The sequence below is a fragment of the Ihubacter sp. rT4E-8 genome, assembly GCF_049852125.1.
In the GTDB taxonomy this organism is placed as follows: Bacteria; Bacillota; Clostridia; order Peptostreptococcales; family Anaerovoracaceae; genus Senimuribacter.
On sequence record NZ_CP187532.1, the window covers coordinates 1585282 to 1611189 of the forward strand.

At 44.1% G+C, this 25908-nt stretch carries 25 protein-coding genes; 5 read left to right on the plus strand and 20 right to left on the minus strand.

Going from position 1 to position 25908, the window contains the following annotated elements; all coding sequences use genetic code 11:
• The 7 genes from recA to asd form a co-directional block, all read right to left on the minus strand.
• Entirely contained in the window at positions 1 to 1089 is a 1089-nt protein-coding gene (gene recA, locus ACPW7J_RS07855; protein WP_161873009.1) for a recombinase RecA, read from the minus strand.
• Positions 1090 to 1235: 146 nt separating this feature from the next.
• Positions 1236 to 2483 (minus strand): competence/damage-inducible protein A, encoded by a 1248-nt coding sequence (locus tag ACPW7J_RS07860; protein ID WP_424959863.1) that lies wholly within the window; start codon positions 2481 to 2483, stop codon positions 1236 to 1238.
• A 17-nt stretch (positions 2484 to 2500) separates the two neighbouring features.
• Entirely contained in the window at positions 2501 to 3046 is a 546-nt protein-coding gene (gene pgsA / locus ACPW7J_RS07865; protein WP_161873007.1) for a CDP-diacylglycerol--glycerol-3-phosphate 3-phosphatidyltransferase, read from the minus strand.
• Positions 3043 to 4365 (minus strand): 30S ribosomal protein S12 methylthiotransferase RimO, encoded by a 1323-nt coding sequence (gene rimO, locus ACPW7J_RS07870; protein WP_425754894.1) that lies wholly within the window; start codon positions 4363 to 4365, stop codon positions 3043 to 3045. Before rimO ends, pgsA begins: the two co-directional genes overlap by 4 nt.
• Positions 4362 to 7094, minus strand: a complete 2733-nt coding sequence (locus tag ACPW7J_RS07875) for a DNA translocase FtsK 4TM domain-containing protein (protein WP_425754895.1) — start codon at positions 7092 to 7094, stop codon at positions 4362 to 4364. The genes rimO and ACPW7J_RS07875 overlap by 4 nt, the downstream gene beginning before the upstream one ends.
• A 42-nt stretch (positions 7095 to 7136) precedes the next feature.
• Positions 7137 to 7973: an undecaprenyl-diphosphatase UppP gene (gene uppP / locus ACPW7J_RS07880; protein ID WP_425754896.1), complete on the minus strand. Its 837-nt coding sequence runs from the start codon at positions 7971 to 7973 to the stop codon at positions 7137 to 7139.
• A gap of 13 nt (positions 7974 to 7986) precedes the next feature.
• Positions 7987 to 9087, minus strand: coding sequence for an aspartate-semialdehyde dehydrogenase (asd, locus tag ACPW7J_RS07885; protein ID WP_424959867.1), 1101 nt, complete (start codon positions 9085 to 9087; stop codon positions 7987 to 7989).
• A gap of 176 nt (positions 9088 to 9263) precedes the next feature.
• Here asd and dapA point away from each other — a divergent pair, with 176 nt between their 5' ends.
• A complete protein-coding gene (gene dapA, locus ACPW7J_RS07890) occupies positions 9264 to 10151 on the plus strand; it encodes a 4-hydroxy-tetrahydrodipicolinate synthase (protein WP_161873003.1) in 888 nt (295 codons plus the stop codon).
• Positions 10152 to 10223: 72 nt separating this feature from the next.
• On the opposite strand, the gene rpmF is transcribed toward dapA, so the two are convergent.
• Both rpmF and ACPW7J_RS07900 read right to left on the minus strand, forming a co-directional pair.
• Positions 10224 to 10400 (minus strand): 50S ribosomal protein L32, encoded by a 177-nt coding sequence (rpmF, locus tag ACPW7J_RS07895; protein ID WP_161873002.1) that lies wholly within the window; start codon positions 10398 to 10400, stop codon positions 10224 to 10226.
• Positions 10401 to 10498: 98 nt separating this feature from the next.
• Positions 10499 to 11704: an acetate/propionate family kinase gene (locus ACPW7J_RS07900; RefSeq protein ID WP_425754897.1), complete on the minus strand. Its 1206-nt coding sequence runs from the start codon at positions 11702 to 11704 to the stop codon at positions 10499 to 10501.
• A 225-nt stretch (positions 11705 to 11929) separates the two neighbouring features.
• Here ACPW7J_RS07900 and ACPW7J_RS07905 point away from each other — a divergent pair, with 225 nt between their 5' ends.
• Positions 11930 to 12901: a DDE-type integrase/transposase/recombinase gene (locus ACPW7J_RS07905; RefSeq protein WP_425754898.1), complete on the plus strand. Its 972-nt coding sequence runs from the start codon at positions 11930 to 11932 to the stop codon at positions 12899 to 12901.
• Positions 12902 to 12955: 54 nt separating this feature from the next.
• Here the strand turns inward: ACPW7J_RS07905 and ACPW7J_RS07910 are convergent, their stop codons facing one another.
• From ACPW7J_RS07910 to rsmD, 5 genes are all read right to left on the minus strand, one after another.
• On the minus strand, positions 12956 to 14071 hold the full coding sequence (locus ACPW7J_RS07910) for a tRNA(Met) cytidine acetate ligase (protein WP_161873000.1): 1116 nt from the start codon (positions 14069 to 14071) through the stop codon (positions 12956 to 12958).
• Between the two features lie 161 nt (positions 14072 to 14232).
• Positions 14233 to 15141, minus strand: a complete 909-nt coding sequence (locus tag ACPW7J_RS07915; protein ID WP_425754899.1) for a hypothetical protein — start codon at positions 15139 to 15141, stop codon at positions 14233 to 14235.
• 54 nt (positions 15142 to 15195) lie between these two features.
• The gene (locus ACPW7J_RS07920; protein WP_161872998.1) at positions 15196 to 15750 is read right to left on the minus strand and encodes an ATPase; all 555 of its coding nucleotides are present in this window, start codon (positions 15748 to 15750) and stop codon (positions 15196 to 15198) included.
• A gap of 9 nt (positions 15751 to 15759) precedes the next feature.
• A complete protein-coding gene (gene coaD, locus ACPW7J_RS07925; protein WP_161872997.1) occupies positions 15760 to 16245 on the minus strand; it encodes a pantetheine-phosphate adenylyltransferase in 486 nt (161 codons plus the stop codon).
• A complete protein-coding gene (rsmD, locus tag ACPW7J_RS07930) occupies positions 16242 to 16829 on the minus strand; it encodes a 16S rRNA (guanine(966)-N(2))-methyltransferase RsmD (protein WP_425754900.1) in 588 nt (195 codons plus the stop codon). Before rsmD ends, coaD begins: the two co-directional genes overlap by 4 nt.
• Before the next feature lie 185 nt (positions 16830 to 17014).
• Here rsmD and ACPW7J_RS07935 point away from each other — a divergent pair, with 185 nt between their 5' ends.
• The gene (locus tag ACPW7J_RS07935; protein WP_161872995.1) at positions 17015 to 17233 is read left to right on the plus strand and encodes an alpha/beta-type small acid-soluble spore protein; all 219 of its coding nucleotides are present in this window, start codon (positions 17015 to 17017) and stop codon (positions 17231 to 17233) included.
• Between the two features lie 101 nt (positions 17234 to 17334).
• Here ACPW7J_RS07935 and recG read toward each other — a convergent pair whose 3' ends face one another.
• Positions 17335 to 19377, minus strand: a complete 2043-nt coding sequence (gene recG / locus ACPW7J_RS07940) for an ATP-dependent DNA helicase RecG (RefSeq protein ID WP_424959868.1) — start codon at positions 19375 to 19377, stop codon at positions 17335 to 17337.
• On the minus strand, positions 19364 to 19780 hold the full coding sequence (locus tag ACPW7J_RS07945; protein WP_161872994.1) for a hypothetical protein: 417 nt from the start codon (positions 19778 to 19780) through the stop codon (positions 19364 to 19366). Before ACPW7J_RS07945 ends, recG begins: the two co-directional genes overlap by 14 nt.
• A gap of 116 nt (positions 19781 to 19896) precedes the next feature.
• Between ACPW7J_RS07945 and ACPW7J_RS07950 the strand changes: the two genes are divergently transcribed.
• On the plus strand, positions 19897 to 20079 hold the full coding sequence (locus ACPW7J_RS07950; RefSeq protein ID WP_425754901.1) for a hypothetical protein: 183 nt from the start codon (positions 19897 to 19899) through the stop codon (positions 20077 to 20079).
• A 318-nt stretch (positions 20080 to 20397) separates the two neighbouring features.
• On the opposite strand, the gene rpmB is transcribed toward ACPW7J_RS07950, so the two are convergent.
• The 4 genes from rpmB to ACPW7J_RS07970 form a co-directional block, all read right to left on the minus strand.
• The gene (gene rpmB / locus ACPW7J_RS07955) at positions 20398 to 20589 is read right to left on the minus strand and encodes a 50S ribosomal protein L28 (RefSeq protein WP_161875263.1); all 192 of its coding nucleotides are present in this window, start codon (positions 20587 to 20589) and stop codon (positions 20398 to 20400) included.
• A 125-nt stretch (positions 20590 to 20714) separates the two neighbouring features.
• Positions 20715 to 21248 (minus strand): anaerobic ribonucleoside-triphosphate reductase activating protein, encoded by a 534-nt coding sequence (gene nrdG, locus ACPW7J_RS07960; RefSeq protein ID WP_424959870.1) that lies wholly within the window; start codon positions 21246 to 21248, stop codon positions 20715 to 20717.
• Positions 21245 to 23593 (minus strand): anaerobic ribonucleoside triphosphate reductase, encoded by a 2349-nt coding sequence (locus ACPW7J_RS07965; RefSeq protein WP_425754902.1) that lies wholly within the window; start codon positions 23591 to 23593, stop codon positions 21245 to 21247. Before ACPW7J_RS07965 ends, nrdG begins: the two co-directional genes overlap by 4 nt.
• A 180-nt stretch (positions 23594 to 23773) precedes the next feature.
• Positions 23774 to 24310: a GNAT family N-acetyltransferase gene (locus ACPW7J_RS07970; RefSeq protein WP_161875266.1), complete on the minus strand. Its 537-nt coding sequence runs from the start codon at positions 24308 to 24310 to the stop codon at positions 23774 to 23776.
• 153 nt (positions 24311 to 24463) lie between these two features.
• Between ACPW7J_RS07970 and ACPW7J_RS07975 the strand changes: the two genes are divergently transcribed.
• Positions 24464 to 25885 (plus strand): hypothetical protein, encoded by a 1422-nt coding sequence (locus ACPW7J_RS07975; protein WP_425754903.1) that lies wholly within the window; start codon positions 24464 to 24466, stop codon positions 25883 to 25885.
• Positions 25886 to 25908 lie beyond the last annotated feature (23 nt).

Sequence of the window (25908 nt, forward strand, 5' to 3'; positions counted from 1 at the left end):
CTATTCAATTACAACACCGTCAGCGTCTACCTGCATACTGTCCGAAGCCGTATCTTCAGGCTTCAACGTATCAAGCAGCTTCTGCTCAATTTCTTCTAATGTTGCCGGATTTTCTTCCAGCCATTTTTTTACGTTCTCGCGACCCTGACCAATCCGTTCTCCGCCGTAGCTATACCATGATCCGGCTTTTTCTACTATTTTTTGCTCCACAGCGCAATCCAGAAGATCTCCCGCCTTGGAAATGCCTTCGCCATACATGATATCAAACTCCGCCTGTTTGAAAGGCGGTGCGACTTTATTCTTAACAATCTTTACCTTCGTTCTGTTTCCAATCATTTTATCGCCGCTCTTAATAGTTTCTACCCTTCTAACGTCAAAACGCATGGAAGAATAAAACTTCAACGCCCGTCCGCCGGTAGTTGTCTCCGGACTTCCGAACATGACTCCGATCTTTTCACGAAGCTGATTGATAAAGATAACACAGGTACTGGACCGGTTCACATTGCCGGCAATTTTACGAAGGGCCTGTGACATCAGTCTCGCCTGTAAGCCTACGTGCGTCTCTCCCATATCGCCTTCAATCTCAGCTTTAGGTACTAAAGCTGCTACAGAATCTATGACAATAACATCAAGCGCACCGCTACGCGCTAACATATCGCAGATTTCCAAAGCCTGTTCTCCCGTATCTGGCTGCGATACTAAGAGTTCATCAACCTTAACGCCTAAATTCCGAGCATAAACCGGATCTAAAGCATGCTCCGCATCGATAAAAGCGGCTTTACCGCCATGTTTCTGCGCTTCTGCTACGATATGCAGGGTCAAAGTCGTCTTACCAGAAGATTCCGGGCCATAGATCTCTACGATTCTTCCTTTTGGTACACCACCTACGCCCGTCGCCAAATCCAAGCTGACCGAACCTGTCGAAATCGTATCGATATTCATCTGTGCAGACGCGTCTCCCAGCTTCATAATAGAACCTTTTCCGTACTGCTTCTGAATCTGATCTAGCGCGTCTGCAAGAGCCTTTTCTCGTTCTTCTATATTATCGATTCTCCCCTTGCTAATCTTATTATTATTATTACTGGCCATTCCTTACCTCCACATGAACATTTGTTCTTATTCTATAATACATGATTGCGGTCAATAGGTCAAGACTTTTCTCTCGTCTAAAACAAAATGTAAATATTTGGTATAAACAGTATACAGTAATCGGACAAGGCTGTCAAGTAAATTCATTATATCTGCAGCTTTTCATCCAGAACGCGATTTATCATATCCAACATGGCTAATACCGCATAGTGACGGTTCCACTGCCGATTCACATTCCTGCCGCGTATTTCCTGCACCGTTGTTTTTCCGTCTATACAGCAGCCGATAAATACCGTGCCTACCGGCTTATCCTCAGTGCCGCCTCCCGGACCGGCTAAACCGGTTACCGACATACAAATCCGACTTTCGGTCTTCTTCCAAAGACCATATGCCATTTCCTCAGCCACCTCACGGCTTTCTGCTGTATACGTCAGCAACGTCTTTTCTTTTACCCCTAATTCTTCCATCTTAGCGCGCCATGTATAGGTAACCAGGCTGCGCTCAAAGACAGATGAAATCCCCGGCACAGACGTCAGCGCTGCACCAAACATACCGCCTGTACAGGATTCGCAGGATGAAATAGAAATATGGCGTTCAATCAGCTTTCGGCCTACAATCTGTGCCAGATCCTCGTCATTATCACTGTAAATATAGTCTCCAACCTTTTCCTTCACTTGTAAAATCATATTCTCCACAGCCTGCTGTGCTTCCGCCAGCGTTGGACGCTTTGACGCAACGCGAACACTGCACTCTCCTTCTTTTGCGTAAGTGGCCAAAGTGGGATCTGTCTGTGTGTCTATCAAAGAAAGCAATTCGGTTTCCAACGACGATTCTCCAATGCCAAAGCATCGAAGCACTTTATAATATATTACATCCGTTTGCCGGCTTTCCAGATACGGACGCGCACGTCTATGCCACATACGTGTCATTTCTCTCGGCGGTCCCGGCATGCAGATGATCATCTTTCCGTCCTTTTCCAGGGCAAAGCCCGGCGCTGTTCCCGCATCATTATCAAAGACCTCCGCTCTACTCGGCATCATCGCCTGTTTATAATTGTTTGCCGTCATGGAGCATCCTCTGCGTCTGGCGTTTTTCATCAACGCTTCCATACTGGGTTCATGACGTATAAGCTCGTCCTTCATCACCTTACATATCGTCTCCTTTGTCAAATCATCCTCAGTAGGTCCAAGGCCGCCTGTGGTAATAATACAATCACAATCTCGAAAAGCCATCTCGATAATTTCTGCAAGGCGTCCCGCGTTATCGCCGACGGTATAATGATACATAACGTCAAAACCCAGCAGATTCAGCTGCTGGGAAAGAAATACCGTATTCGTATTAGTGATCTGACCAAAGAGAATCTCTGTTCCGACGCTTAAAATCGCAGTCTTCATCTATCATTCCCCCTAACTTATTGTAGTGAAAAAACCTTTTTATTCTTTAAAACATACTCCACACCGGAGTATACCGTCATAATTAAAGAGCCCCATAGAAAAACTTCTCCAGCTAAAGCGCAATAATACTGAAGTTCTCCCATGCTGCTGAGAGCTGCCGCCAACAAAAGCAGAGGCACAGCGATCATCTGCAAAACCGTCTTGATCTTACCACTCATTGCCGCTGCGATGACGATTCCTTCTGAAGCAGCTACTGTACGCATTCCTGCGACCACAAATTCTCTGGCTAAAATGACAATCAGCATCCAACCGGGAACAGTTCCATCCTCTACCATCAAGCAGAAAGCAGAATAGACTAGTACCTTATCGGCCAAGGGATCCATGATCTTTCCGAAATTCGTAACCAGATGATATTTTCTCGCAATCTTACCGTCTAGCATGTCTGTAAACGATGCCGCAATAAACAGAACAAACGCGACAAGATTATACCCTGTCATATATGCCGCAATGAAAAACGGTACCGCGATAACTCTTGCGATAGTCAGTTTGTTAGGCAAATTCATAATGAAACCTCCGTTCCAACGATGTCATAGTCAAAAGCGTCTTCAATCAGGACTTTGACAAAATCACCCGGCGCAAGCTTTCTTCTTGAAGTAAAGATCACTGCATTATCGATTTCTGGTGCGTCAAAGGCTGTACGCCCAATATAGCTGCCGTCCTCATCCTGTTCTTCTACTAATACATCAAAGACCTGACCGATCTTCTCCTGATTCAATTCCAGAGAAATATCCAACTGTCTGCGCATAATATGATCTAACCGCTGCGCCTTTATTTCCTCATCGATCTGATCTTCCCGCTCTCCTGCCTGGGTGTTCTCCTCCTGAGAATAGGCGAATACGCCTAAACGAGCAAAACGCTGCTTTTCTACAAAGTTCATTAAAATATCAAAATCAGCTTCAGTCTCTCCCGGAAAGCCTACAATCAAGGTAGTTCTGATATGAATATCCGGCATAGCGTCCTTTAATCTGCACAGCGTATTCTTAATGGAATCCTCTGTCGATCTTCGGTTCATTTCTTTTAAAACTCGATCGCTGGCATGCTGAATCGGTATGTCCAAGTAGCGACAAATTTTTTCTTCTTCCGCCATAGTCTGAATCAGTTCATCCGTAATTCTGTCTTCATAGCAATACATCAGGCGAATCCAATGGATACCTTCTATTCTGCACAGTCTGCGCAAAAGCTTCGCGAGACGCAGCTCTCCGTAGAGATCCATTCCATAATAGGTTACATCCTGCGCAATCAAAATCAATTCTTTGCAGCCTGCGTCAGCCAGTTCCTGTGCCTCTCTGAGAATATCTTCTTCTCTCTTGCTTCTATATTTACCACGAATTTTAGGAATAATACAATAGGCACATATGTTATTGCACCCTTCTGCAATTTTTATCGTAGCAGAATATGGGTTTTGCTCAAGCTTTCGCGAATAACCCATCAGCACATCGTCTTCGCATGAATTGCAAACAACCCTGCGGCCGACGCCCTTTGATAATTTTTCTAATAATGCGGGCAATTCTTTGTACTCGTTGACGCCGATGAACAGATCAACCTCTGGCATCTCTTTCTCTAATTCCGCAGCATAGCGTTGAGAGAGACAACCGGAAACCACCAGTTTCTTTCCATTCTCTTTATACGCGGCCATGTCGAAAATTCTTTCGATGGATTCAGTTTTAGCATCATTGATAAACCCGCAGGTATTGACCATAATGACGTCAGCTTCTTCGGGACTGTCTGTAATTTGATACTGATGTTCTTCCAAAATTCCTGCTGCCACCTGTGAATCGTTAAAATTCTTTGGACAGCCCAGGGTTTCTATATATATCTTCATTCGCTCTCCACTTCATTTTTCATTGCCGCCAGTTCTTCCTCTGTGAGCAAAACCTGTCTCGGACGACTGCCATCCTGTGGTCCAACAATACCTCTGGCCTCCATCATATCCACAATTCTCGCCGCCCGGTTATAACCTATCCGGAAGCGGCGCTGCAGCATGGATACAGATGCCTGTCCCGCCGTTACCACACATTCGATGGCTTCCTGCAGCAACTCATCACCATCGTCATCCTTACTTGACGGAAGATTACCCTTCTCAATGGTATTTATTACATCTCCCGCATATTCCGTCTCCGGTACTTGCCCTTTGACGTGTTCAATAACATTATGTACTTCACTGTCTGATACAAATGTACCCTGTACCCGTACCGGTTTCCCCATTCCTAACGGATTGAATAGCATATCGCCCTTTCCTACCAGCTTCTCCGCGCCGGACATATCCAGGATAGTTCGGGAATCGAATTGAGAGGATACGGCAAACGCAATTCTGGATGGGATATTCGCCTTGATAACGCCTGTAATAATATCTACAGACGGTCTTTGGGTTGCTACGATCAAATGCATGCCCGCCGCTCTGGCCATCTGCGCCAGACGGCAAATTGATTCCTCTACCTGAGACGGCGCTGCCATCATCAAATCCGCCAGCTCATCGATGATAATAACAATCTGCGGCATTACCTGATCATGCTCGCCCATGAGGCGCATCGTATCGTTATAGCTTTCTAAATCTCTAACCTGATTTTCAGCAAACTTCTTATACCGGTCAGTCATCTCAGCAACCGCCCAATTAAGCGCCGCCGCCGCTTTGGTTGGTTCCGTTACTACAGGAATCAAGAGATGAGGAATACCGTTATAATTACCCAGTTCCACTACCTTCGGGTCGATTAAAACCAATTTCACCTCATCAGGGTCAGCTTTATACAAAATACTGGTTATGATACTGTTAATACACACGCTTTTTCCGGAACCTGTTGATCCCGCAATGAGCAGATGCGGCATACCCTTCAAATCCGCAACAATAGCCTTGCCCGCGATATCCTTTCCTACGGCAAAAGTAATCTTGGATTTAGCCGTTTTAAATTCTTCAGAATCGATAATCTCCCGCAGGGTGACCATATTAATTTTATCGTTTTCCACTTCGATTCCTACAGCTGCTTTGCCAGGAATCGGCGCTTCAATACGAATACTTTTCGCTTCCAGATTTAACGCAATATCATCAGCCAGTCTGACGATACTGTTTACTTTAACGCCGACATTAGGCTGAATCTCATATCGGGTTACAGCCGGTCCTTGCGTTACCTGAATCACTCTGGCATCCACGTGGAAATTCTTCAACGTTTCTTCCAGCTTGGCCGCCTTCATTTTTAAACTGATATTGATATTGCCTTTGTTCACCGGCTGCGGCTTGTTAAGCAAATTGATAGACGGCTTTTTGTATTCCACCACTTCAGTCTGCATTGCCACCTCGTCAGGATCCAGAGTGATAGAACTGGCTTCCTTCTTCGTCAGCTTTGCTGGTTCCTCTGTCTGTATAATACCACTGACCCCATGAGTAGCTGTCAACGCTCCAGTTTCCGGATCTGCCTTGACAAAGGTATTCTCTGCTTCTTCCGCCCTTCGTTTCTCCTTTTTAGGCTTAGCATGGCTTCCTTTTTCCAGTTCACGCTTATGAATATTCTCACGATTACCGTCCAAACCGTAACCGCCACCGTAATCCACCTTGCCCTCCAGTCCGTAACCACTGCCATAGTCAGTTCTTCCCTCCAGGCCGTAGCTGCCGCTGCTATCCGCCTTTCCATCCAGGCCATAGCCGCTTACATTAACATCTGTCTTAGGTTTATTTCCTTTATCAGAGGAAAAGAGATTGTTATCGCTCATATATTCGAGGACTTTATTTTTCTTGCTTTTAGATGTTCTTGATCCGGTCTTATCAGAATTTCGTCCCAAAGGCCCTTCGTCATCAAAAGGCGTAATAATTTTAACATCTCTGCCGTTTGAAAACATAGACAGTTGGCTTTCCTGCTGTCTATGTTTTATGGCGTCTGTATCTTCCTCGAAAGGAGAATCCTCCTGCATTTTCTCTCTTAACAGTTTATGCGCTTCCGCTTTACCCGCCAGCCTTTCAATCCCTCGGGATACAGGCGTGTTAATAACCAGCAAAAGACTTATGATGATAACTACGATAGAAAACACGTACAGTCCTACCATACCGATGGACTTCACCAAAAAAGTTCCTAGTGTCATACCGAAAAATCCGCCGCCTTGCAATGCGACTCCCTTTTCATAAAAGAGTCCGGCATCATAGAATAACGCCTCACTGTCTATGAATCGTCCTGAATTAACAAGACATAACATCAACAACACGATAAACGCCAGGACAAATGATTTTCCATTGATATGCACTGTTTTATTGGCAAAAAGTAAAGCGCCGAATATAGCCAGATACCAAGGAAGTATCAGGCCCATCAGACCGAAGATTCCTTTTAAAGCGTCTCCTATCGTGTTTCCCAGATTTCCCGCTGCATGGAACTGTACTGCCGCAAAGAGAAAAATGCCGATAGCAATGAAAATAACGCCCCAAATTTCGTCCAAAACCCGTTTGTCGGCCTTACGTTTTTCCTGCATTTCCTGAATCTCTGCTTTTGCTTTGGCTTTTGCCTTTGACTTAGCGTCTGATTTTCCACTTGTTCTTTTCTTTGTACTCGTTTTTTTCTTAGCTTGCGCCACGTTTCTTCCCCCTATTTGTATGATGCAAGAGAGCTCTAGAGCTTATGCGGAAAACAGGCCGTAGCCAATCGTGCACAGGCCCAAAATCCACACATAATAGGAAAAATAGCTCAATTTCTTATTTGATACGATGCGAATCATCGTCTTAATTGCAACATAACCAGAAACTGCTGCTACGATCATACCTACAGCAATCGGTCCCAGCAGCGTCATGTCGGTTGACTCCTTTAACGCGTTCGGCGCTTCCAGCACCACTGATCCCAAAATCGAAGGAATAGAGATCAGAAACGCGAATTTTACCGCGAACTCTCTTTTCAAGCCTGTGGTTAATCCGCCTACCAGCGTTGAGCCAGAGCGGGATATACCCGGATAAATGGCTATTCCCTGTAAAATTCCAATGAACAACGCATTTCTACAGTTCATCTTCCTGATATCACGATTGGCAGAACCCATCTTCTCCGCCAAAAACATGAGTACCCCTGTAATTAAAAATCCAATCCCTACCGCAACCATAGAATTGTACAATCCTGAAAAGAAGTCCTGAAACAGCAGGCCAATCACCGCTGTCGGAATGGTAGCTACGATAATCATCACGCCAAGCTTACGAACCGGACGTTCCTCCAGACGCAATCCTTTTCCGGTGCACAAATCTTTAATGGTTACGCAGAGTTCTACAATCAGCTCCCAGATGTCCTTCCAGTATACCACAAAGACCGCAATCAACGTCCCCAGATGCAGCAGCACTGCAAAAAGCAGCACTTTATCCGGATTTACATGAAAAAGATCCTGTGCCAGCGCCAGATGTCCGGAGCTGCTGATCGGCAGAAACTCTGCCAGCCCCTGCAGCAATCCCAATATAACCGCTTCAAAATATCCCAATTTGCTTTACCCCCTATTTGCTCTCAATAAAGCCTTTTTCTACCAGTGATTCCGCACACAGTACCGCACCGCCTGCCGCGCCTCTGACTGTATTATGCGCAAGACCGATGAATTTGAAATCGTAGACACTGTCTTCTCTGAGTCTTCCGATGGAAACGCCGAACCCATTTTCGCAGTTCACATCCAGCTTCACCTGCGGTCTATCGTCTTCTTCCATATAGTGAATAAACTGCTTTGGCGCGTTCGGAAGTTCTGCTTCCTGTGGGAAGCCCTTGTAATTCTGCAGTTTCTCAATCAACTGTTCTTTTGTCGGCTTCTTGCGGAATTTTACAAACACTGCCGCGGTATGACCGTCCAACACAGGTACTCTGACACACTGACAAGTGATAACAGGCTCCTGCGCCTTGACGATTACACCGGCGGTTTCATCGATATGTCCCAGAATACGCAGCGGTTCTTGTTCGCTCTTTTCTTCTTCACCACCAATATACGGGATGATGTTTTCTACCATTTCCGGCCAGTCCCCAAAGGTTTTTCCTGCGCCAGAAATGGCCTGATACGTGGTTACAACCAGTTCATAAGGCTCGAATTCCGCCCAGGCGGCAAGGGCTGGCACATAACCCTGAATAGAGCAATTTGGCTTTACCGCAATGAAGCCTCTCTTGGTTCCCAGTCTTTCTTTCTGATATTTGATCACATCGAAATGATCGATATTGATTTCCGGAACTACCATCGGTACATCCGGTGTCCATCTGTGAGCGCTGTTATTGGAAACCACCGGTGTTTCAGTTTTCGCGTAAGCTTCTTCAATCGCCTTGATTTCTTCCTTGGACATATCCACAGCGCTGAATACAAAATCTACAGTAGCGGCTACCGCGTCTACATCGCTGACGTCCATGACTTTGATCTTCTTAACAGCTTCCGGCATCGGCGTTGTCATCTTCCATCTGCCTCCGACTGCATCTTCATATGTTTTTCCGGCGCTCCTTGCGCTGGCTGCAATTGTTACAACCTCAAACCAGGGATGGTTCTCCAGCAGAGAGATGAATCTCTGCCCTACCATGCCGGTTCCTCCCAGGATTCCGACTTTCAATTTTCTTTCTAACTCTCTCATTCATCTATCTCCTTTTTCATTATTTTACTATATGCTGCAGCACGCCCTCTTTACGACATGCTATATCATTTTATTTTACCATTTTATTCTTAACAATTCAACTATAAGAGCGCAAAGGAAAGAACAAATTTTTTGTTTCATGAATACTATAAATGAAAAAAGAAAGGAGCAGCCTTATGTCAATCTTTAAAGGTTCTGGCGTAGCTTTAGTTACGCCTTTCAAGGATGGACGCATAGACTACGATGCCCTGGAACGGCTAATAGAATGGCACATTCAGTCAGGTACCGACGCTATCATCTCCTGTGGCACTACCGGTGAAGCTTCTACTCTCAATTCTGTAGAAAAGCTTTCCCTGGTGGAATTCACTGTAGCAAAGACTGCTGGTAGAGTTCCCGTCATTGCTGGGGCTGGGAGCAATGATACCGCACAGTCCATGTATCTGGCAAAAGAATTTCAATATGCCGGCGCCGACGGCCTGCTCATTGTAACCCCTTACTATAATAAAGCTACGCAAAAAGGCTTAATCCGCCATTACAATATGATCGCTGATTATACAGACCTGCCGATCATCCTCTATTCAGTCAAGAGCCGCACCGGTGTCAATATTCTGCCTGACACAGTCAAAGAATTATCGAAGCATCCAAACATATGCGGAATCAAAGAAGCAAGCGGTGATATCGCTCAGATCTGTGAAATCGCATCTCTTACGGCCGGCAGTGATTTTGATCTGTATTCCGGAAACGACGATCAGACTATCCCTATCATGTCTATAGGCGGTATCGGCTGTATCTCTACAGTAGCGAATATTATTCCTGCTGATTATCATCAAATGACGTCGGACTTTTTGAAAGGAAGATATAAAGCAGCGGCCAAACAGCAGTTGAAAATGATTCCTTTGATCAAGGCGCTATTCAGTGAAGTTAATCCGATTCCGGTTAAAGCAGCGCTGAATATGATGGGTTACATGGAAAAAGAATATCGGCTGCCGTTGTGCGAACCAGAAAACAAAACGTTATACCTACTCTATGATGAAATGTGCCGTTACGGTATTTCATTAAAATGATATAGCTTTCTATGAAAAAAGAGCAGTTCTGTTTCAACTGCTCTTTTACATGCTTGTGAAAATTCCTCAAAGCTATTCTGCTACAACTTCCCTGCCGTCATAATAGTTACAATTAGGGCATACTCTGTGTGGAAGTTTTGGCTCGTGACACTGCGGACAGATAGAAATTCCCGGTAAAGATTTCTTCATGTTCGGAGATCTTCTCTTGTCTCTTCTAGCCTTAGATGTTTTCCTCTTTGGAACTGCCATTGTCTACACCTCCTCCATTCTCGATTCGATTCTATTTTAAACAAATATAATAATCGTCAACTTCTAAAGTATATACGGAAACCCTCAGAATGTCAACATTATTTTTTATGTTTCTTAACAATACTGTACGTATCTCTTGCGATCATCAATTCTTCATTCGTCGGGATCAGCAGCAATTTAACTTTAGAATCTTCCGTAGAAACGATAGTCTCTTTACCTCTAACCTTGTTTTTAATAATATCCAGCTTAATGCCAAGGTTGCCCAGATCTGTGCAGATCAGTTCTCTCATGTTGACGTCATTTTCACCTACGCCTGCAGTAAATATGATCGCGTCTACTCCGTTCATTTCTGCAATGTAAGCGCCGATGTAGAATCTAACCTTTTTAGCGAAAATCTTCAAAGCCAAAGCAGCTCTTTCATTACCTTCGGCTACAGCTTCTTCAAGATCTCTGAAGTCACTGGAAACTCCAGAAATACCCAGTACGCCGGACTGTTTGTTTAAGATTTCGTTCGCTTTACCCTGCGGCAGGTTTTCCTTCTCTCTGATATAGGTTACGATAGCAGGGTCGATATCGCCGCAGCGAGTTCCCATAACCAATCCTTCCAGCGGTGTGAAGCCCATGGAAGTGTCAATACATCTGCCGTGCTTGATGGCGGATACAGAAGCGCCGTTACCCAAGTGACAGGTGATTAACTTCAGATCGTTAATGTTAACGTTGAGCATGGAAGCAGCTCTCTGCGCTACGTATTTATGAGAAGTTCCGTGGAAACCGTATCTTCTGATACCGTGCTTTTCATAATATTCATAAGGAATTGCATACAGATATGATTCCGGCGGCATTGTTTGATGGAATGCTGTATCAAATACGCCTACCATCGGTGTATCCGGCATCAGTTCCTTGCATGCCGCAATACCATATAAGTTTGGCGTATTATGCAGCGGAGCCAGATCTATACATTCTTCCAAAGCTGCAACAACAGCATCATCGATCAGAACGGATTCCGCAAATTTTTCACCGGCATGTACAACTCTATGTCCTACAGCGCCAATATCCTCCATGGAATCCACAACGCCATATTCCTTATTCTGTACTGCATCCAGAACCTGCTTAATCGCATCCTTGTGATCCTTCATCGGTACTACATTTTTAACCTTGTCCATACCAATTTTCTCATGGATAATCACAGAACCGTCCATACCGATTCTCTCTACCAGTCCTTTAGCCATCAAAGTCTCTGTCTCCATGTCTAAAACCTGGTACTTCAATGAAGAGCTTCCGCAGTTGATTACTAATACTTTCATTCTAATCCTCCATATTTCATGAAATTCTATATCTGTTTTTGATCTAGTATAGTGACTTTAAAATTATACACCCTAAATCAAGGTAAATCAAGGAATTTTTAGCAATCCGGTTCACCATACTTGTAGAGTTACAATTGATGTGACACTTGCCTATAGAAAAAGACGATAGGATCTGTTAGAATGTTAATCACCACAAAAAACATATCTGAAAGGAACCCTATCGTCATGAACAGTATAACACAAACTCAACGATATTTGCCACATGAAATTTCTACCCGTTTTTACGCAGTGAATCTTTATCGCAGCGGTCAGTCCGTCGCCTTTGTCTGCAGGCGCTACCATATATCTAAATCTTCCCTTATGCGCTGGAACAAACGCTTTGATGGTACGAAAGAGTCCCTTATGGATCATTCTCACAGACCCAAAACGCCTCATCCTTCTTCTCATACCACTGAGGAACTCAAGTGGATTCATGATTTGCACAGACGCAATCCCCACGCCTCCGTCTGCGAAATCTATGGAAAATTACGTACTTCCAAAGGGTATCGCAGGCATCCCGGCTCTCTTTACCGTGTATTTTCTCGGCTAGGGTATACCAAGCAAAAAGTGACTCCCACTAACAAATATACTCCAAAGCCTTATGCGACTCCTCAGGCTGTTGGTGAAAAGTGGCAGATGGATGTGAAATATGTGCCCTCTGCCTGCTATACTGGCTCTATGCCTGACAAATTTTATCAATATACAATCATAGATGAAGCTTCCAGACAGCGCTTCCTCTACCCATATAAAGAACAGAGTTCTTATTCTACCGTTAATTTCATAAAGCGCGCTATCCAATTCTTTGGATATACACCAAAAATGATTCAAACGGATAATGGCGCTGAATTTACTTATCCAAAAGACTACAAAAAACTACATCCGATGGATAAACTCTGTGATGAACTTGGCATTACCCACAAGCTGATTCGTCCACGCACACCAAGACACAATGGCAAAGTAGAACGCAGCCATCGATTGGACCAGGAGCGATTTTACAATTACCTGTATTTCTACTCCTATGAAGATTTAAAAGTGCAGATGCTCCGCTATCTAAAACGTTACAACAACACCCCTAAACCAGTCCTTGGGTGGGCTACACCTTTGGAGAAAAGGGCATCTTTAGAATTGCATTCTCATGATACCATATCGTCAAATTGATGCTCCCTTTTTGGTGTCACATCATTGACAAAACAACATTTTTAGCAATCCGGTTCACCATACTCTCCTCACCTGTGTCACATAATCAGAACACGCGTAAAGGTCCCTGCCGTTAGCCAGATTGTACAAATCAGACGCTAAGACGTCCTTATCCAGTGTTTCCTGAATCTGCGGAAATTGGCGCAAACCCTGGTTTATATTGGTGATCAAAGGAAGTCCGGCACATTCCCGCTTTCTCACTTCTCTCAAAAAAGCCGCGCCCTGACTGTCCAAAGCAAGTATCCGTATATACGGCTGTGCTTGTTCCACATGACGGCGTTCCATACGCAGCAAGGTCTGTGCTAGCATCCGGCGAATACGAGTATGCGTATACGCTTTGGATTTCAGCCTGTCCAGCAATTCTTCCTCAGAAGAAGCATATCTGATTTCCTTTTTCAGTTTGTCCGAAAGACCGCCGCCTGCTGACAAAATCATCCGCAAAGATTCCGGATCCATGCAAAGCACGGCGCTGCACACCATCTGCCAATAGGCCTGCTGCCGTTTCGTCCAGATTTCCGTATTCTCGTTCATCAAAATTGTTCGCAGCTGTGAAGCTGACAGATGATGACCTTCGCCCAGCCGTTTTACTGTCCATGGCTGCATGGATTTTACATAACGAAGATATTCTACCGCCAAAATATTATTTGGCTCAGAAATGGTTGAAAGATCCAAATCAACGGACAACAGTTTTACGGCCATCTCTCTGGCTCGCGGATAAGAATTACCCTCTTTCATCAGATCCGTTATTTTATCGTGAAGCAAAGCTTCATGATGATTGAAAAAATCAGCGGTTTTCTGCAACGTTGATATGACGCCGCACTCGCTGCCGAAAGCCAGATAATCTATACAGCCAAAGCCCTCTAGAATTTTCACTCCTCCATAAGCAAAAAAGGCTGCGCTGCTGCAAGAAAAAACCACAGGCAGTTCCACCACCAGATTCACGCCGTTTTTTACAGCTTCCTCTGCCCTGGTCCACTTATCATAGGCCGCTAATTCTCCCCTCTGTACAAAACTGCCGCTCATAACAGCAACTACTGTATCCGCGTTATTTTCTTTTTTCGCTTTCTCAATCAAAAAACTATGTCCCTGATGGAAAGGATTAAATTCTGCTATTATTCCAATACTTTTCATTTTCCTATCATACCATAAGCGCTAACCTCTGTCTTCGCTCTCAGCTCGTCAGTCACCGTGTGTAGACATTATACCATGACGATTCCTCTGAATATAGAATCGCAAGTCATGATTCAATGAACGCTTCCTTGCGGCAACGCCGTTTCAATGGCCTGCGTTCATTATACCACAAAAGCGATGATTGTAAAAGTGATGATTGCGCTGATTAACCCATGGCTCAATTTCATGATAAATATTTTTCCAAAGGATACATCACAGCCTCCCAACATGCTCATCGACTGTCCCAGTACGGATAACCCGCCGAAGCTGATCATAAAAGAGGTAAGTGTTGTTTTTACCGCAAGACCGCACTGGCATGCTGCCAGACTACCCGCGCCTACAGTCATTTCCATAAAGCCCTTAACCACCGCCGCCATTTCTGGTGTAGGCATCAAACGCAAAAGACCTGAAAACTGTAACAAATCTCCGGCAATCATAAAGATCATAATATAAGCCAGAATCAGGCCTATAGATCGAAAACTGTCTAAAATAGCATCCGTAAGAATGTCATAGTATCGGTCAGTACGACGTGTGGCAATTCCCTGACTGACACCCTTTGACGAAGAACCATGATAAAATAGACTATTGATCATAGCTCCCGCATAATGGCTTATCGCCAGAACAATACCCATCTGATGCGAGCCCAAAAATCCAACGCCTACAGAACCGATGATAAAAGCCGGTCCTGTGACCATACTGTAGCTCAAGATCTGTTCCAGCTGCTTTCCATCCAGCCTTCCCTCACGATAGGTATCGCCTGCAATCCTCGCTCCCATAGGATAACCGGAAAGCACTGCCATAGCCAAAGGATAAATTCCTGGCGATAGCTTCGTCGCGATTCCTGTCTGCCGCAGAAAGCTGGAGGCGATGAAGAAAGGCATAAGACAGGGAACTACAGCGTTAAGCCAGAGGCCGATTGCCTCTTTAGACGCTCGCTCAGTCAATTCAGGAAATATTACCATTAATATGCAGCAGCCTATAGCTCCTGCCGTAACCAGTTTATTTTTTTGTAGCATAAATTTAAAACCCATGATACAGATTATTCTCTCCTCATGGGTTTTATGTCACTGCGCTGTAAATACTAGTTATTCTTCCTCGCTTCTCATAACTACCTCGTCCTGGCCGTTCTGCGTACGGTAAGCCATCTCCTTGATTTCATCACGATTGCTCTGCAGTACGCCGCCGATCTCCTGGAAGGATTTTTCCAGGCTTGTGTACATTTCGCCAAAATACTTCATATTCAGCTCGTCCATCCTGGCCTGCATATCGTAAAGCATCTTATCTACATAATCATATGTACGCATTTTCAAAACCTTAGCATAATCCTCGGCATCTTTTTGAATACCTTCAGCCATCTTCTGCGCCCGCAAGGTGATATCATCCGTCTCAACCAGATAATCAGCCTGCTTCTTTGCTTCTACGATAATCTTTTCGTATTCGCCTTTCGCTTCTGTCAAAATCCGTTCCTTCTCGTCCTTCACCCATTTTGCCTGTTGTACATCATCCGGGAGGCTCAATCTGATTTCCCTAACGATCTCAAGCAATTCATTTGCATCTACCATGATCTTGCCGGTCAATGGCAAGCCAGGGGCAGTATCGACGATATCTTCAATTTCTTCTAATAATTCTAATACTGTCATTTGATCCTCCTATTTCCTGCTGTACTTTTCCTTAATTTTTTCTAAAATCAGCGGCGGTACCAGACCGGATACACTGCCTCCCAAAGATACGACTTCTTTAATCATACTGGAACTGATGAATGAATATCTTGGACTCGTCATCAAAAATACTGACTCAATACCTTTATCAAAAAGACATGCGTTCATCTGCGCCATTTGAATTTCGTATTCAAAATCTGATGTAGCTCTAAGTCCTCTTACTACGGCGTCAAAATGATTCTGGTTAACATAATCAGCCAGAAGTCCTTCGAAGGAATCTACGCGTATATTAGGCAGATCGCCAGTAACCTCTTGAATCATAGCAACGCGTTCTTCTCTGGTAAACAGAGGATTCTTATTGGGATTTACAATCACCCCAACGACCAATTCATCGAACATCTTCGACGCTCTGGTAATAATATCTAAATGACCGTTGGTCATAGGGTCGAAAGAGCCCGTATACAATGCTCGCTTCATTCCGCTTCTTCCTCTCCTTCTTGATCTCCTGCGCCAGCGTCGTCTGTTCGTCGGTAAATGCTCACCATAATTCGTCCATATCTCCGTTCCTTGGTTTTTTCCAACCGTCCAACCTTCCGCGGCATCTCATCTTGCACACCGTGCTCTGCTAATATTATACCTTCCTCACTCAATAAATCAAGGGAATCTATGAGCGCAAGGCAATTTTCATAAAGTCCTGCCTGGTACGGCGGATCTAAAAAAAAGATATCCGCCTGCTCGCGAATTCTCGCAAGGCACTTGCTGTAATCCCCTGCCAGCACAATGGCTTTATCCTCCGCGTGACACTTTTGAATATTCAACTTAGCGAGCTGCAGACTATCTCTGCTGTTATCACAAAAATAGCAACGCCGCGCGCCTCTGGACAAAGCTTCCAGTCCTAAATTTCCTGTTCCTGTGAATAAATCCACACAAACCGCATCATAAGTATCCTGCATTAAGATATTGAAAACAGCTTCTTTTACTTTATCTGTCGTCGGTCGGATATCATCGCCTCGAGGCGTCTCTAATTTACGTCCTCTATATGCTCCTGTAATAATTCTCATATATTATGATCCTCATTTCTGCCGTCTTTTTTCTTGCAGCGATTTTATCACGCTCTATCTATAGTAGTATAACAGAAAGACTGGATATTCGCAATGAAAAAGAAACCTGCGCTTAACCAAAATTTACAAGACATAGAAACCTTCTTCCGGGTTAAATTAATAACGTAAACAGGAGGTGAAAACAAATGAGCAACAACAATAACAACAACAGTTTACAGCAGATGGGTATCAATGTAAAACCTGCATTGAACAATCTGAAGACAGAAGTTGCAAATGAGCTGGGTATGTCCAACTACGAGCAGACTGACAAGGGTAACCTGACTGCAAGACAGAACGGTTATGTCGGTGGTTATATGACCAAGAAGCTCGTTGAGATGGCTGAAAAGCAGTTATCCGGCAAATAAGCAAAGTCTATAACGACAATTTGTAACCAATGTTAGAGAAGGGGCTGTCTCAATTCATTTTGAGATGGTCCTTTTTCATTTAAGATATCCGGTTTTCACTGTTATAATTCCAACCGGATATCCTCTCCAAACATCTTTTGAACCCTTTTTTTCAATTGGTGCATATCAGCCCGTTCCAGCTGTGGATCAGAATCAATGATCTTCTTCGCAGCGTCCTTAGCTTTTTCTAAAACGTCCCCATGACGTACCAGATCGCTGATCTGCATTTGGGGTAAGCCATGCTGCCTTGTTCCGAAAATTTCTCCGGGGCCTCGCAGCTGCAAATCAGCCTCCGCAATCTCAAAGCCATCGGACGTATCGCACATAATGCCGCACCGCTGCCTGGCGATTTCACTGTCACTGCCGCAGATCAGAAAACAATATGACTGCTCGCTGCCGCGTCCTACTCTGCCTCGCAGCTGATGAAGCTGTGCCAGACCAAATCGTTCTGCATTTTCGATAACCATAACCGCAGCGTTAGGCACATTGATTCCTACTTCAATCACTACTGTTGATACTAATACGTCTATATATCCTTTTTCAAATTCGTTCATAATGAAGTCTTTTTCATCCTGCTTCATAGCGCCATGAACCAAAGCAACGGAAAAGCCTTCCAACAATCTGGTCAGCTCAGCAAAGAGTTCTTCTGCTGATTTCGCATCTATCTTTTCTGACTCCTCGATTAGCGGCGCTACAACATAGGCCTGCCTGCCCTGCTGTAGCTGCTTCTTTACAAATCCATATACCTTTCGACGTCCTTCCATATCTGTTTGCGTCGTTTTTATGGGAATTCTTCCCTTTGGCATCGTACGAACCTGCGAAATATCCAGATCACCGTACAAAATTACTGCCAGAGTTCTTGGAATCGGCGTTGCAGTCATAACCAATATATTAGGATTCTCCCCTTTTTTCGTTAACAAGCTTCGCTGATTCACACCAAAACGATGCTGTTCATCAGTAATGACCATGCCGAGATTTTTAAACGCAACATCAGGTTGAATCACAGCATGCGTTCCCACCAACACCTGTATTTCACCCTCGGCCAATTTTTCCAGTACCTTTTTCTTTTCGGCCGTTTTCATACTGCTGCACAGCAGACCTACTGAAATACCATAAGGAGCGAAATCCTTTGTCAAAGACTGCAGATGCTGTTTTGCCAAAAGCTCTGTAGGCGCCATCATTACGCTCTGATACCCACTCTTTGCTGTGGCAAACATAGCCAGCTCGGCTAATACAGTCTTTCCTGAACCTACGTCTCCCTGAATCAAACGATTCATAACCCTATCGCTGTTCATATCGCCGCATATATCGGCCCATGCCGCTTGTTGTCCTTCTGTTAAAGAAAAAGGAAGGCCCTCCATAAACGGCTTTGCCAGCTTGCCGTCGACGATCGTGCCGTCCCGATCCTTACGACTGTCATTACGAATATAAAAAAGTCCCGTCTCTAATGTAAAAAGTTCTTCAAAGATCAACCGGAATTTGCCTTCCAGCATCTGACGGCTGTCTTTTGGGAAGTGAATATTTCCAATTGCATATGCAGGATCAGCCAGTCTGTATTCTTCAGCTATACCGTTGGGAAGCCATTCATCCAATGCATCATACAAGTCCCGTACCTGCAGCTGCAGCTTCCTCATTTCATTTTGAGAAACACCCGAAATAGGAGGATACACTGGAATAATACCTCGAACATCCGCCGGATCTCCCGTCCTGTGAAATTCAGGATGCACCATCTGCAAACGATCAAAATTGGCTGTAACCCGTCCGTAAAAGGTATACGTTTGGTTAATATTGAACAGGTTAGCAATATAACGTCCGTTAAAAAAAAGCACTTCTATCGTTCCCGTCTCATCACTGACTAAAAGAGACAACGGCGTGTTCTTTTTATACGGATTGCCACTGTAACGGCGAGAGAGAATACGTCCGGAAATTAAAACATCTTTACCTGGAGTCAATTTGTCTATTGAAATAATTTCCCTGCGATCCTCATACTTTCTCGGAAAAAAATACAGAAGATCCTGCAGCGTACAGATTCCACAGGCTGCCAGATTTTCCGCCTTCTTAGGACCTACTCCTTTGAGGGTTTTCACACTGTCATTTAGCTGCATAACTCTTAATTACCTCTAAATTTCTTCTGGCGATCTGCCGTGACCTGACGCCCGTGATACGAATTTTAATCTGATTAGGATATTTCCCCTGCTTCTGATAAATCACTTCTGCGATATAGTCTGCCACAGCATCCGTAATGCGCCGGATACCGCTGCCAAACTGAATAATAACAGAGAACTCTAAATCGATAGAGGTTCCATCCATGCTGCGCTCTGCTTCAACATACCCAGCATAATCCGCCGCATTGACCTTTTGATCGCCGCCAATCTGCCTGCCGCGTCTAGTAGCCGGCCAAACCTTTCCTTTACAAATATCCTGCTCAAAGGATTCTAAAATAATCTGAGCAAAAATTGCATTAGAAATGGAAATTGTTCCAAGCTTTGTTTCTCTGGATACAGTCACTGTGATCACCTCTCCCTTTTCAAGCTATCTATAGTTTACCTTCACTGAGAATCTATCGCAAGCTTTTTCTGTCACATTTGCTATCTTTCTCGCATAAGATAGCAGAGGTGAAGATTATGGGGAATTATAAAAAGAAAAAACCGATCTGCAATTATAAGGAAGCCAAAGATATTGGCTTTGTTCTCATCGTATTCGGCGTGGTAACGGTATGCGCTTTTTTTCTGCCGCCAAAGGCATGGATACTTCTCCTTGGCGCAGTTCTGGTAATTTGCGGTATTACGCTGCTTAGCCGAGGTTAAAGGCTCACTATTTGACCTACCTACGGCTCACCCTGCGCTAACGCTTGGCTTCGCCGGGTTAGGCGCGCCGTAGCTTGCATCCAATCAAACATCGTTCTCCAACCTCGTTTTCTTGGGCAAGCCTCGCGTTTTATGTACCTATCCCAATTCGCTCTGCGAATTGTTGGAAGGTACTATACAGGAATTGCCCAGCTTTAGCTGGAATGCAATTCTTCAGTTGACCTACCTACGGCTCACCCTGCGCTAACGCTTGGCTTCGCTGGGTTAGGTCATAAACAAAAAACCCGCTCAAGGCGGGCTTTGCTTTCTGTATCCAACTTAGATGGCACGGTTGATCTTATTAGATCTGATACATCTTGTGCATACGTTTGCTCTTCTTACTGTACCGTTGTCGTTGATTCTTACAGTCTGAATGTTAGCATTCCACTTTCTTCTAGTGTGTCTGTTGGAATGGGATACACTGTTTCCGGAAACCTGTCCCTTTCCGCAAATCTCACATTTTCTTGACATCTACCGCACCTCCTTTAATATCTTAAGCGTATAGCATTTCTTCATAATTCGTTCTTTTGTCACATCGAACAAGCGATATTATATCATCATTTCATCTCTGTTACAAGCTTTTTTTCAAAAATCAGTCAGAATTTTTCTGCCAACGAAACTTTTCCCGTCTCCCATGTGCGAACAAGATCAATCGGACGCTGATTTCTGCTGCCTCTGAATGCCAGTGTCAGATCTCTTTCTGACACCTCATAGCGTCCGTCCACCAATACATCAACAATATGCAGCAACTCATCTAAAGAAGCATCCTCTACGGACATATCCGTCAGTTCTTCATAGGTATACCCTGAATACATGACGATATGAAGATTTCTCTCCTTAATTTCCTTTGCCAGAGCCAGAAAACCAGCGCTCTGACACGCAGGCTCTCCACCGCTAAAGGTTACGCCGTCCAAAAGAGGATTCTCATCAATGGCTTCCAGAATCTTATCTATACTACAATCATAACCACCGTTAAAATCATGAGTCACTGCATTGTGGCATCCCGGACAAAGATGAGGGCACCCCTGACAAAAGACGACAAATCTGATGCCGGGTCCGTCTACGATGGACTCTCTCACGATACCTGCCAGCCGTAGCTTTCTTTCTGTATTCAAAGATTCACTGATCATAAAATCTCAAAACCCTCTCCAATACCGTGTTTCACTCGATCCTTTTCTTCAGAGGTCTTCGCGTCGTTCCAATGATCCATCGTACCTACCAGATATCCGGTAATTCTCCTAATCCTCTCAAAATCCGCATTTCCATCGCCTTCTTTTCGTCCGCAGGATGGACATTCGTTATCTATGATACCGGTATAGCCGCAGACTGGATCTCTATCCACGGGATGATTAATAGAGCCGTAGCCGATACCGCTTTCCTTCATACATCTTACAACCTTTTCAAAAGCGTCCAAATTCTTCAGAGGGTCTCCGTCCAGCTCAATATAGGAGATATGGCCGCCGTTGGTTAACGCATGGAAAGGCGCTTCCTTTTTAATCTTTTCAAAAGCGTTGATATCATAATACACCGGCACATGGAAGCTGTTAGTGTAATAGTCTCTGTCTGTAACGCCCGGAATCACGCCATACTTTTCTCTGTCAATCCTGACAAATCTGCCGGAAAGACCTTCTGCCGGAGTTGCGATCAGCGACCAATTCAATCCCGTTTTTTTCGCTTCTTCGTCCATACGTTTGCGCATGTAAGCTACGATCTCTATACCCAGCTTTTCTGCTGCTTCGCTTTCTCCGTGATGTTCTCCTGTCAAAGCTTTCAGCGCTTCTGCCAAACCGATAAAGCCAATCGTCAATGTACCGTGCTTCAGCACTTCTTTCACTGTGTCCTCAGGCTTCAACTTTTCAGAGTCAATCCAAATTCCCTGCCCCATCAAGAACGGGAAATTTTTCACTTTCTTCATACACTGAATTCTGTATCTTTCGTTAAGCTGGCCGATTGCAATATCTATCATGTGATCCAGTCCATCAAAGAAAATGTCTGTGTCGCCCTTGGCTTTAATAGCAAGACGCGGCAGATTAATAGATGTGAAGGATAAATTCCCTCGGCCGTAAACGATTTCACGTGAAGGATCATGAACATTTCCGATCACTCTGGTTCTGCAGCCCATATACGCACACTCTGTCTCCGGCCTTCCCTCTCGATAATACTGCGCGTTAAACGGCGCGTCCAAGAAGGAAAAATTCGGAAACAGTCTCTTTGCAGATACCTTACATGCCAGTTTAAAGAGATCATAATTAGGATCTCCCGGATTGTAGCTAACGCCTTCCTTAACCTTGAAGATCTGGATTGGGAAAATTGGTGTTTCACCATTTCCAAGTCCTGCTTCGGTAGCCTTCATAATACACTCCATTACCAGACGTCCTTCAGGAGAAGTATCTGTACCATAGTTCAAAGAACTGAAAGGCACCTGTGCTCCTGCTCTGGAATGCATGGTATTTAAATTATGTATCAGCGCTTCCATCGCCTGATAAGTCTTTCTTCTGATTTCCTTGTCAGAGAAACGAATGGCGATATCCTGCAGCTTCTGAATATCCGCCGGCGAATCGATCAAATTCTGTAGCAGTTTTGCTTCTGCCTCGCGATAATTGTTGTCCCAGGCCATACACGGATAAACGCTGCATTCTTCTTCAATCTCCTTACAGATCGCTTTCGCCTTTTCGACACCGTCCTCCACACCGTGCAGACCTTCCATCAGCTTACCTAAATTCGTAGCATAAAGACGTTTGTAGGATTTTTTCACGCCAGGCGCCATGCTGTAATCGAAGTTAGGCACTGACTGTCCGCCATGCTGGTCATTCTGATCTGATTGAATTGCAATACATGCCAAAGCAGCATAGCTTTCGATATCATTCGGCTCTCTAAGATGGCCATGACCTGTAGAAAAACCGTTTTCTAACAGCTTAATCAGATCGATCTGACAACAGGTCATAGTCAGTGTATAGAAATCCATATCATGAATGTGAATATCTCCATTATCATGGGCCTTTGCATACTTCGGATCGATAACATACATCTTATAGAATTCCTTCGCGCCTTCTGAGCCATATTTCAGCATCGTTCCCATGGCGGTATTTCCATCTATATTCGCATTCTCCCGCTTAACATCATTATCCTTTGCTTCTTTAAAGGTTAAATCCTCGTAAATATGCATTAGCTTTGTATTCATATCACGAACTCTGGTCCGTTCTGCCCTGTACAAGATGTACTCCTTTGCAGTACGGGCATGTCCGGCTTCAATAAGTATCTTTTCAACAGCATCCTGAATCTGTTCTACAGTCGGCGTGGAATTATGGCAAACCTCCAGCAAATACAGTTCTACCTGTCTTGCTAAATATGCAGCCATATCTCTGTCATTACCGCCCAAAACCTGCGCGGCTTTAAAAATTGCTTCAGTAATCTTTTCCACGTCAAAATGTACTGTACGTCCGTCTCTCTTGATAATTTTCGTGATATTTTCCATGATTTTGTATCTCCTTCAAAACACAATATATTGTGCTAATTTAAAAATGAATCAACCAAATTATACTATTCATACCCCTTCAGGTCAATACCAAACTTGCAAAATTATAAAAGGACCGGTTGCATAAAGCAACCAGCCCAGTCATTGCAAAGCATATGCAAAAAAATTTTTTCTTCCTGTCTATTTATGAAGCTTGTCATAATATTCTGCGCGCAGCATAGATTTCAATTGCAGATTTACATATTTTCCATTTTTCTTTCCGGCATTCCGCATCAATCCCTCGTTCATGAAGCCAACCTTTTCATACAGAGCCGCTGCCGGTTTATTTTTCTCGAAATGATCCAGAGTAACTCTTTCCATATGGAGGTGTATAAACGCATACTCCAAAACCAGACGCAATGCTTCCTCTCCCAAGCCTTTGCCCCTGTTTTCGACATCTGCAATATAGATCCTCGTAATGTCAAGGGAATCATCAGCTCTGTTGATTCTGGACAGATAAACCTTACCAATCGGCTTGTCCTCCGGTTTCAGGGTAATAGTAAACTGCAGCTTTGTCGGATCCATGCTGTATCTGACAAACTCTTTGACAATCTGCTCATAGTCCCTGTCCTCATCGATTGTAAGGAATTCTGTTACCTCCGGCATCACTTCCCATTCTGCGAAATACCTACAGTCGTCAAAAACAGTCTCCCTGACAATTAAGTTCTTTGATTCCATCTTTTCTCTCCTGTCAAATCTTAAAATTATGTGAAGTTTCCTGAAAACGCTACTAAATTCTTCACGTTTATGGTATCATTATATATGATTTTTCATACAAAAGAAACGACTATTTTCAAAAAAACAAAAAAACATGAACAAAGGAGATTGTCAATGAAGAAACTGACAGCATTGATTTTGATTATCGCCATGACCTTTTCCTGCATGCTCTCTCTCTCCTCCTGTAAAGAAGAAGAAGAGGATCTTTCCGCAAAAATCGAAGAAAAGGTCGTCGCATATATGACTGATCTGCGGGATTCTGCTGATACGCTAACTTCTAACGAAGCAATCCAGAATTATCTGCAAAACTGGGCTAAGGCAAAAGGGATAGCATGCACAGCAGATCAGAGTGGCAATATCATCATGAGTATTAAACCCAGCGACGAATACAAAAAAGCCGCTCCAACCGTACTTGTCTGCCCTTATGACGGTCAAACCTTCCGAACCAGTATTGAACCTGTGGCAATGGCGCTTTACGCTGCCAAGAACAATGAGAACACAGGTAAGTTAACCATAATCTTTACCGCAGAAAACGGTCACGATTACAGCGGCATTAAAGCTTTAAGCCATAAGTACTTTACTGATGAGACAAAGGTGTTCTGCCTCAACGGCGGCAGCAGGAACATGTGGTCTGTAGAATCCGGCGGATGGTCCTCTTACACTTTCACAGGAAAGGCCAAATATACACAGGCTACCGGAGACAAAGCATTCCGTATCAGAATTACCGGTCTTCCTGGAGGTATTCCGGATTCCAAAATTTCATCCTACCCTAACCCGATCAAAGAAATAGGCAGTCTTCTTGCCTATTTCAAAACCAACGCTTTGATCTTCGAACTAGCAAAGGTCACCGGCGGCAACAGCGGCAATCTTTATCCAAAGACAGCGTCTGCAACGATCGTCATCGATGAGAATGATTTAGAAAAGTTCCAGAGCCGCATGGATACGGCCATTGAAAACTTTTACGATCACTATGAGGATTTTATAGAGGAAAATCCCGACGTTTCCTACACCTACAAAGAAATTGATCCTCCAGATGAGGTTCTGACGCAAAACAGTCTGAACAACTTTGTCAGCGAACTGTACACACTGTTGGACGGCGTCTATTATAAGGATGAAGATGAAAATCTCGTATCCATTACCAATATCGGCTCTATAAGGTGCAGGGATGGAAAATTCACCATCTCAGCCGCTGCAAACAGCCTTCTCGCTCACAACCTCAGCGAAATTGATCAGGACTATAAAACAATCTGCGGTCTGGCTAATTTCAAATACAGAAAATCTGACAGTCAGGAACCGTTTACTGGCAATGCAGATACTGCATTCGTTCAGGCAGTTATGACAGCCTTCGATCAATACGCAGATGCTGAAATGGAGCTAAAGACATGCGTTTCCTCCACAAACGCAAGCTACATCCATCAATTGAATCCAAGAGTTGAAATCATAAACGTATCCGTTAACGACGAACGTCTGGAACGCTATACAGGTACGCTTATCACCTATCTGCTCAATCTGGAGCATGAGGAAAAAAATAGCTGAATTGAAAAACGGGAGAGCCTGTA

Bases quoted from the DNA above. Each gene is read 5' to 3' on its own strand.
- nrdG (WP_424959870.1), bottom strand. From the start codon at position 21,248: ATGATCAGTGAATCTTTGAATACAGAAAGAAAGCTACGGCTGGCAGGT.
- recA (WP_161873009.1), bottom strand. From the start codon at position 1,089: ATGGCCAGTAATAATAATAATAAGATTAGCAAGGGGAGAATCGATAAT.
- ACPW7J_RS07915 (WP_425754899.1), bottom strand. From the start codon at position 15,141: ATGGGTTTTAAATTTATGCTACAAAAAAATAAACTGGTTACGGCAGGA.
- recG (WP_424959868.1), bottom strand. From the start codon at position 19,377: ATGCAGCTAAATGACAGTGTGAAAACCCTCAAAGGAGTAGGTCCTAAG.
- ACPW7J_RS07860 (WP_424959863.1), bottom strand. From the start codon at position 2,483: ATGAAGACTGCGATTTTAAGCGTCGGAACAGAGATTCTCTTTGGTCAG.
- coaD (WP_161872997.1), bottom strand. From the start codon at position 16,245: ATGAAGCGAGCATTGTATACGGGCTCTTTCGACCCTATGACCAACGGT.
- ACPW7J_RS07910 (WP_161873000.1), bottom strand. From the start codon at position 14,071: ATGAAAAGTATTGGAATAATAGCAGAATTTAATCCTTTCCATCAGGGA.
- ACPW7J_RS07965 (WP_425754902.1), bottom strand. From the start codon at position 23,593: ATGGAAAATATCACGAAAATTATCAAGAGAGACGGACGTACAGTACAT.
- ACPW7J_RS07975 (WP_425754903.1), top strand. From the start codon at position 24,464: ATGAAGAAACTGACAGCATTGATTTTGATTATCGCCATGACCTTTTCC.
- pgsA (WP_161873007.1), bottom strand. From the start codon at position 3,046: ATGAATTTGCCTAACAAACTGACTATCGCAAGAGTTATCGCGGTACCG.
- rimO (WP_425754894.1), bottom strand. From the start codon at position 4,365: ATGAAGATATATATAGAAACCCTGGGCTGTCCAAAGAATTTTAACGAT.
- ACPW7J_RS07950 (WP_425754901.1), top strand. From the start codon at position 19,897: ATGGGGAATTATAAAAAGAAAAAACCGATCTGCAATTATAAGGAAGCC.
- ACPW7J_RS07920 (WP_161872998.1), bottom strand. From the start codon at position 15,750: ATGACAGTATTAGAATTATTAGAAGAAATTGAAGATATCGTCGATACT.
- rpmB (WP_161875263.1), bottom strand. From the start codon at position 20,589: ATGTCAAGAAAATGTGAGATTTGCGGAAAGGGACAGGTTTCCGGAAAC.
- ACPW7J_RS07935 (WP_161872995.1), top strand. From the start codon at position 17,015: ATGAGCAACAACAATAACAACAACAGTTTACAGCAGATGGGTATCAAT.
- rpmF (WP_161873002.1), bottom strand. From the start codon at position 10,400: ATGGCAGTTCCAAAGAGGAAAACATCTAAGGCTAGAAGAGACAAGAGA.
- ACPW7J_RS07905 (WP_425754898.1), top strand. From the start codon at position 11,930: ATGAACAGTATAACACAAACTCAACGATATTTGCCACATGAAATTTCT.
- ACPW7J_RS07900 (WP_425754897.1), bottom strand. From the start codon at position 11,704: ATGAAAGTATTAGTAATCAACTGCGGAAGCTCTTCATTGAAGTACCAG.
- rsmD (WP_425754900.1), bottom strand. From the start codon at position 16,829: ATGAGAATTATTACAGGAGCATATAGAGGACGTAAATTAGAGACGCCT.
- dapA (WP_161873003.1), top strand. From the start codon at position 9,264: ATGTCAATCTTTAAAGGTTCTGGCGTAGCTTTAGTTACGCCTTTCAAG.
- ACPW7J_RS07970 (WP_161875266.1), bottom strand. From the start codon at position 24,310: ATGGAATCAAAGAACTTAATTGTCAGGGAGACTGTTTTTGACGACTGT.
- asd (WP_424959867.1), bottom strand. From the start codon at position 9,087: ATGAGAGAGTTAGAAAGAAAATTGAAAGTCGGAATCCTGGGAGGAACC.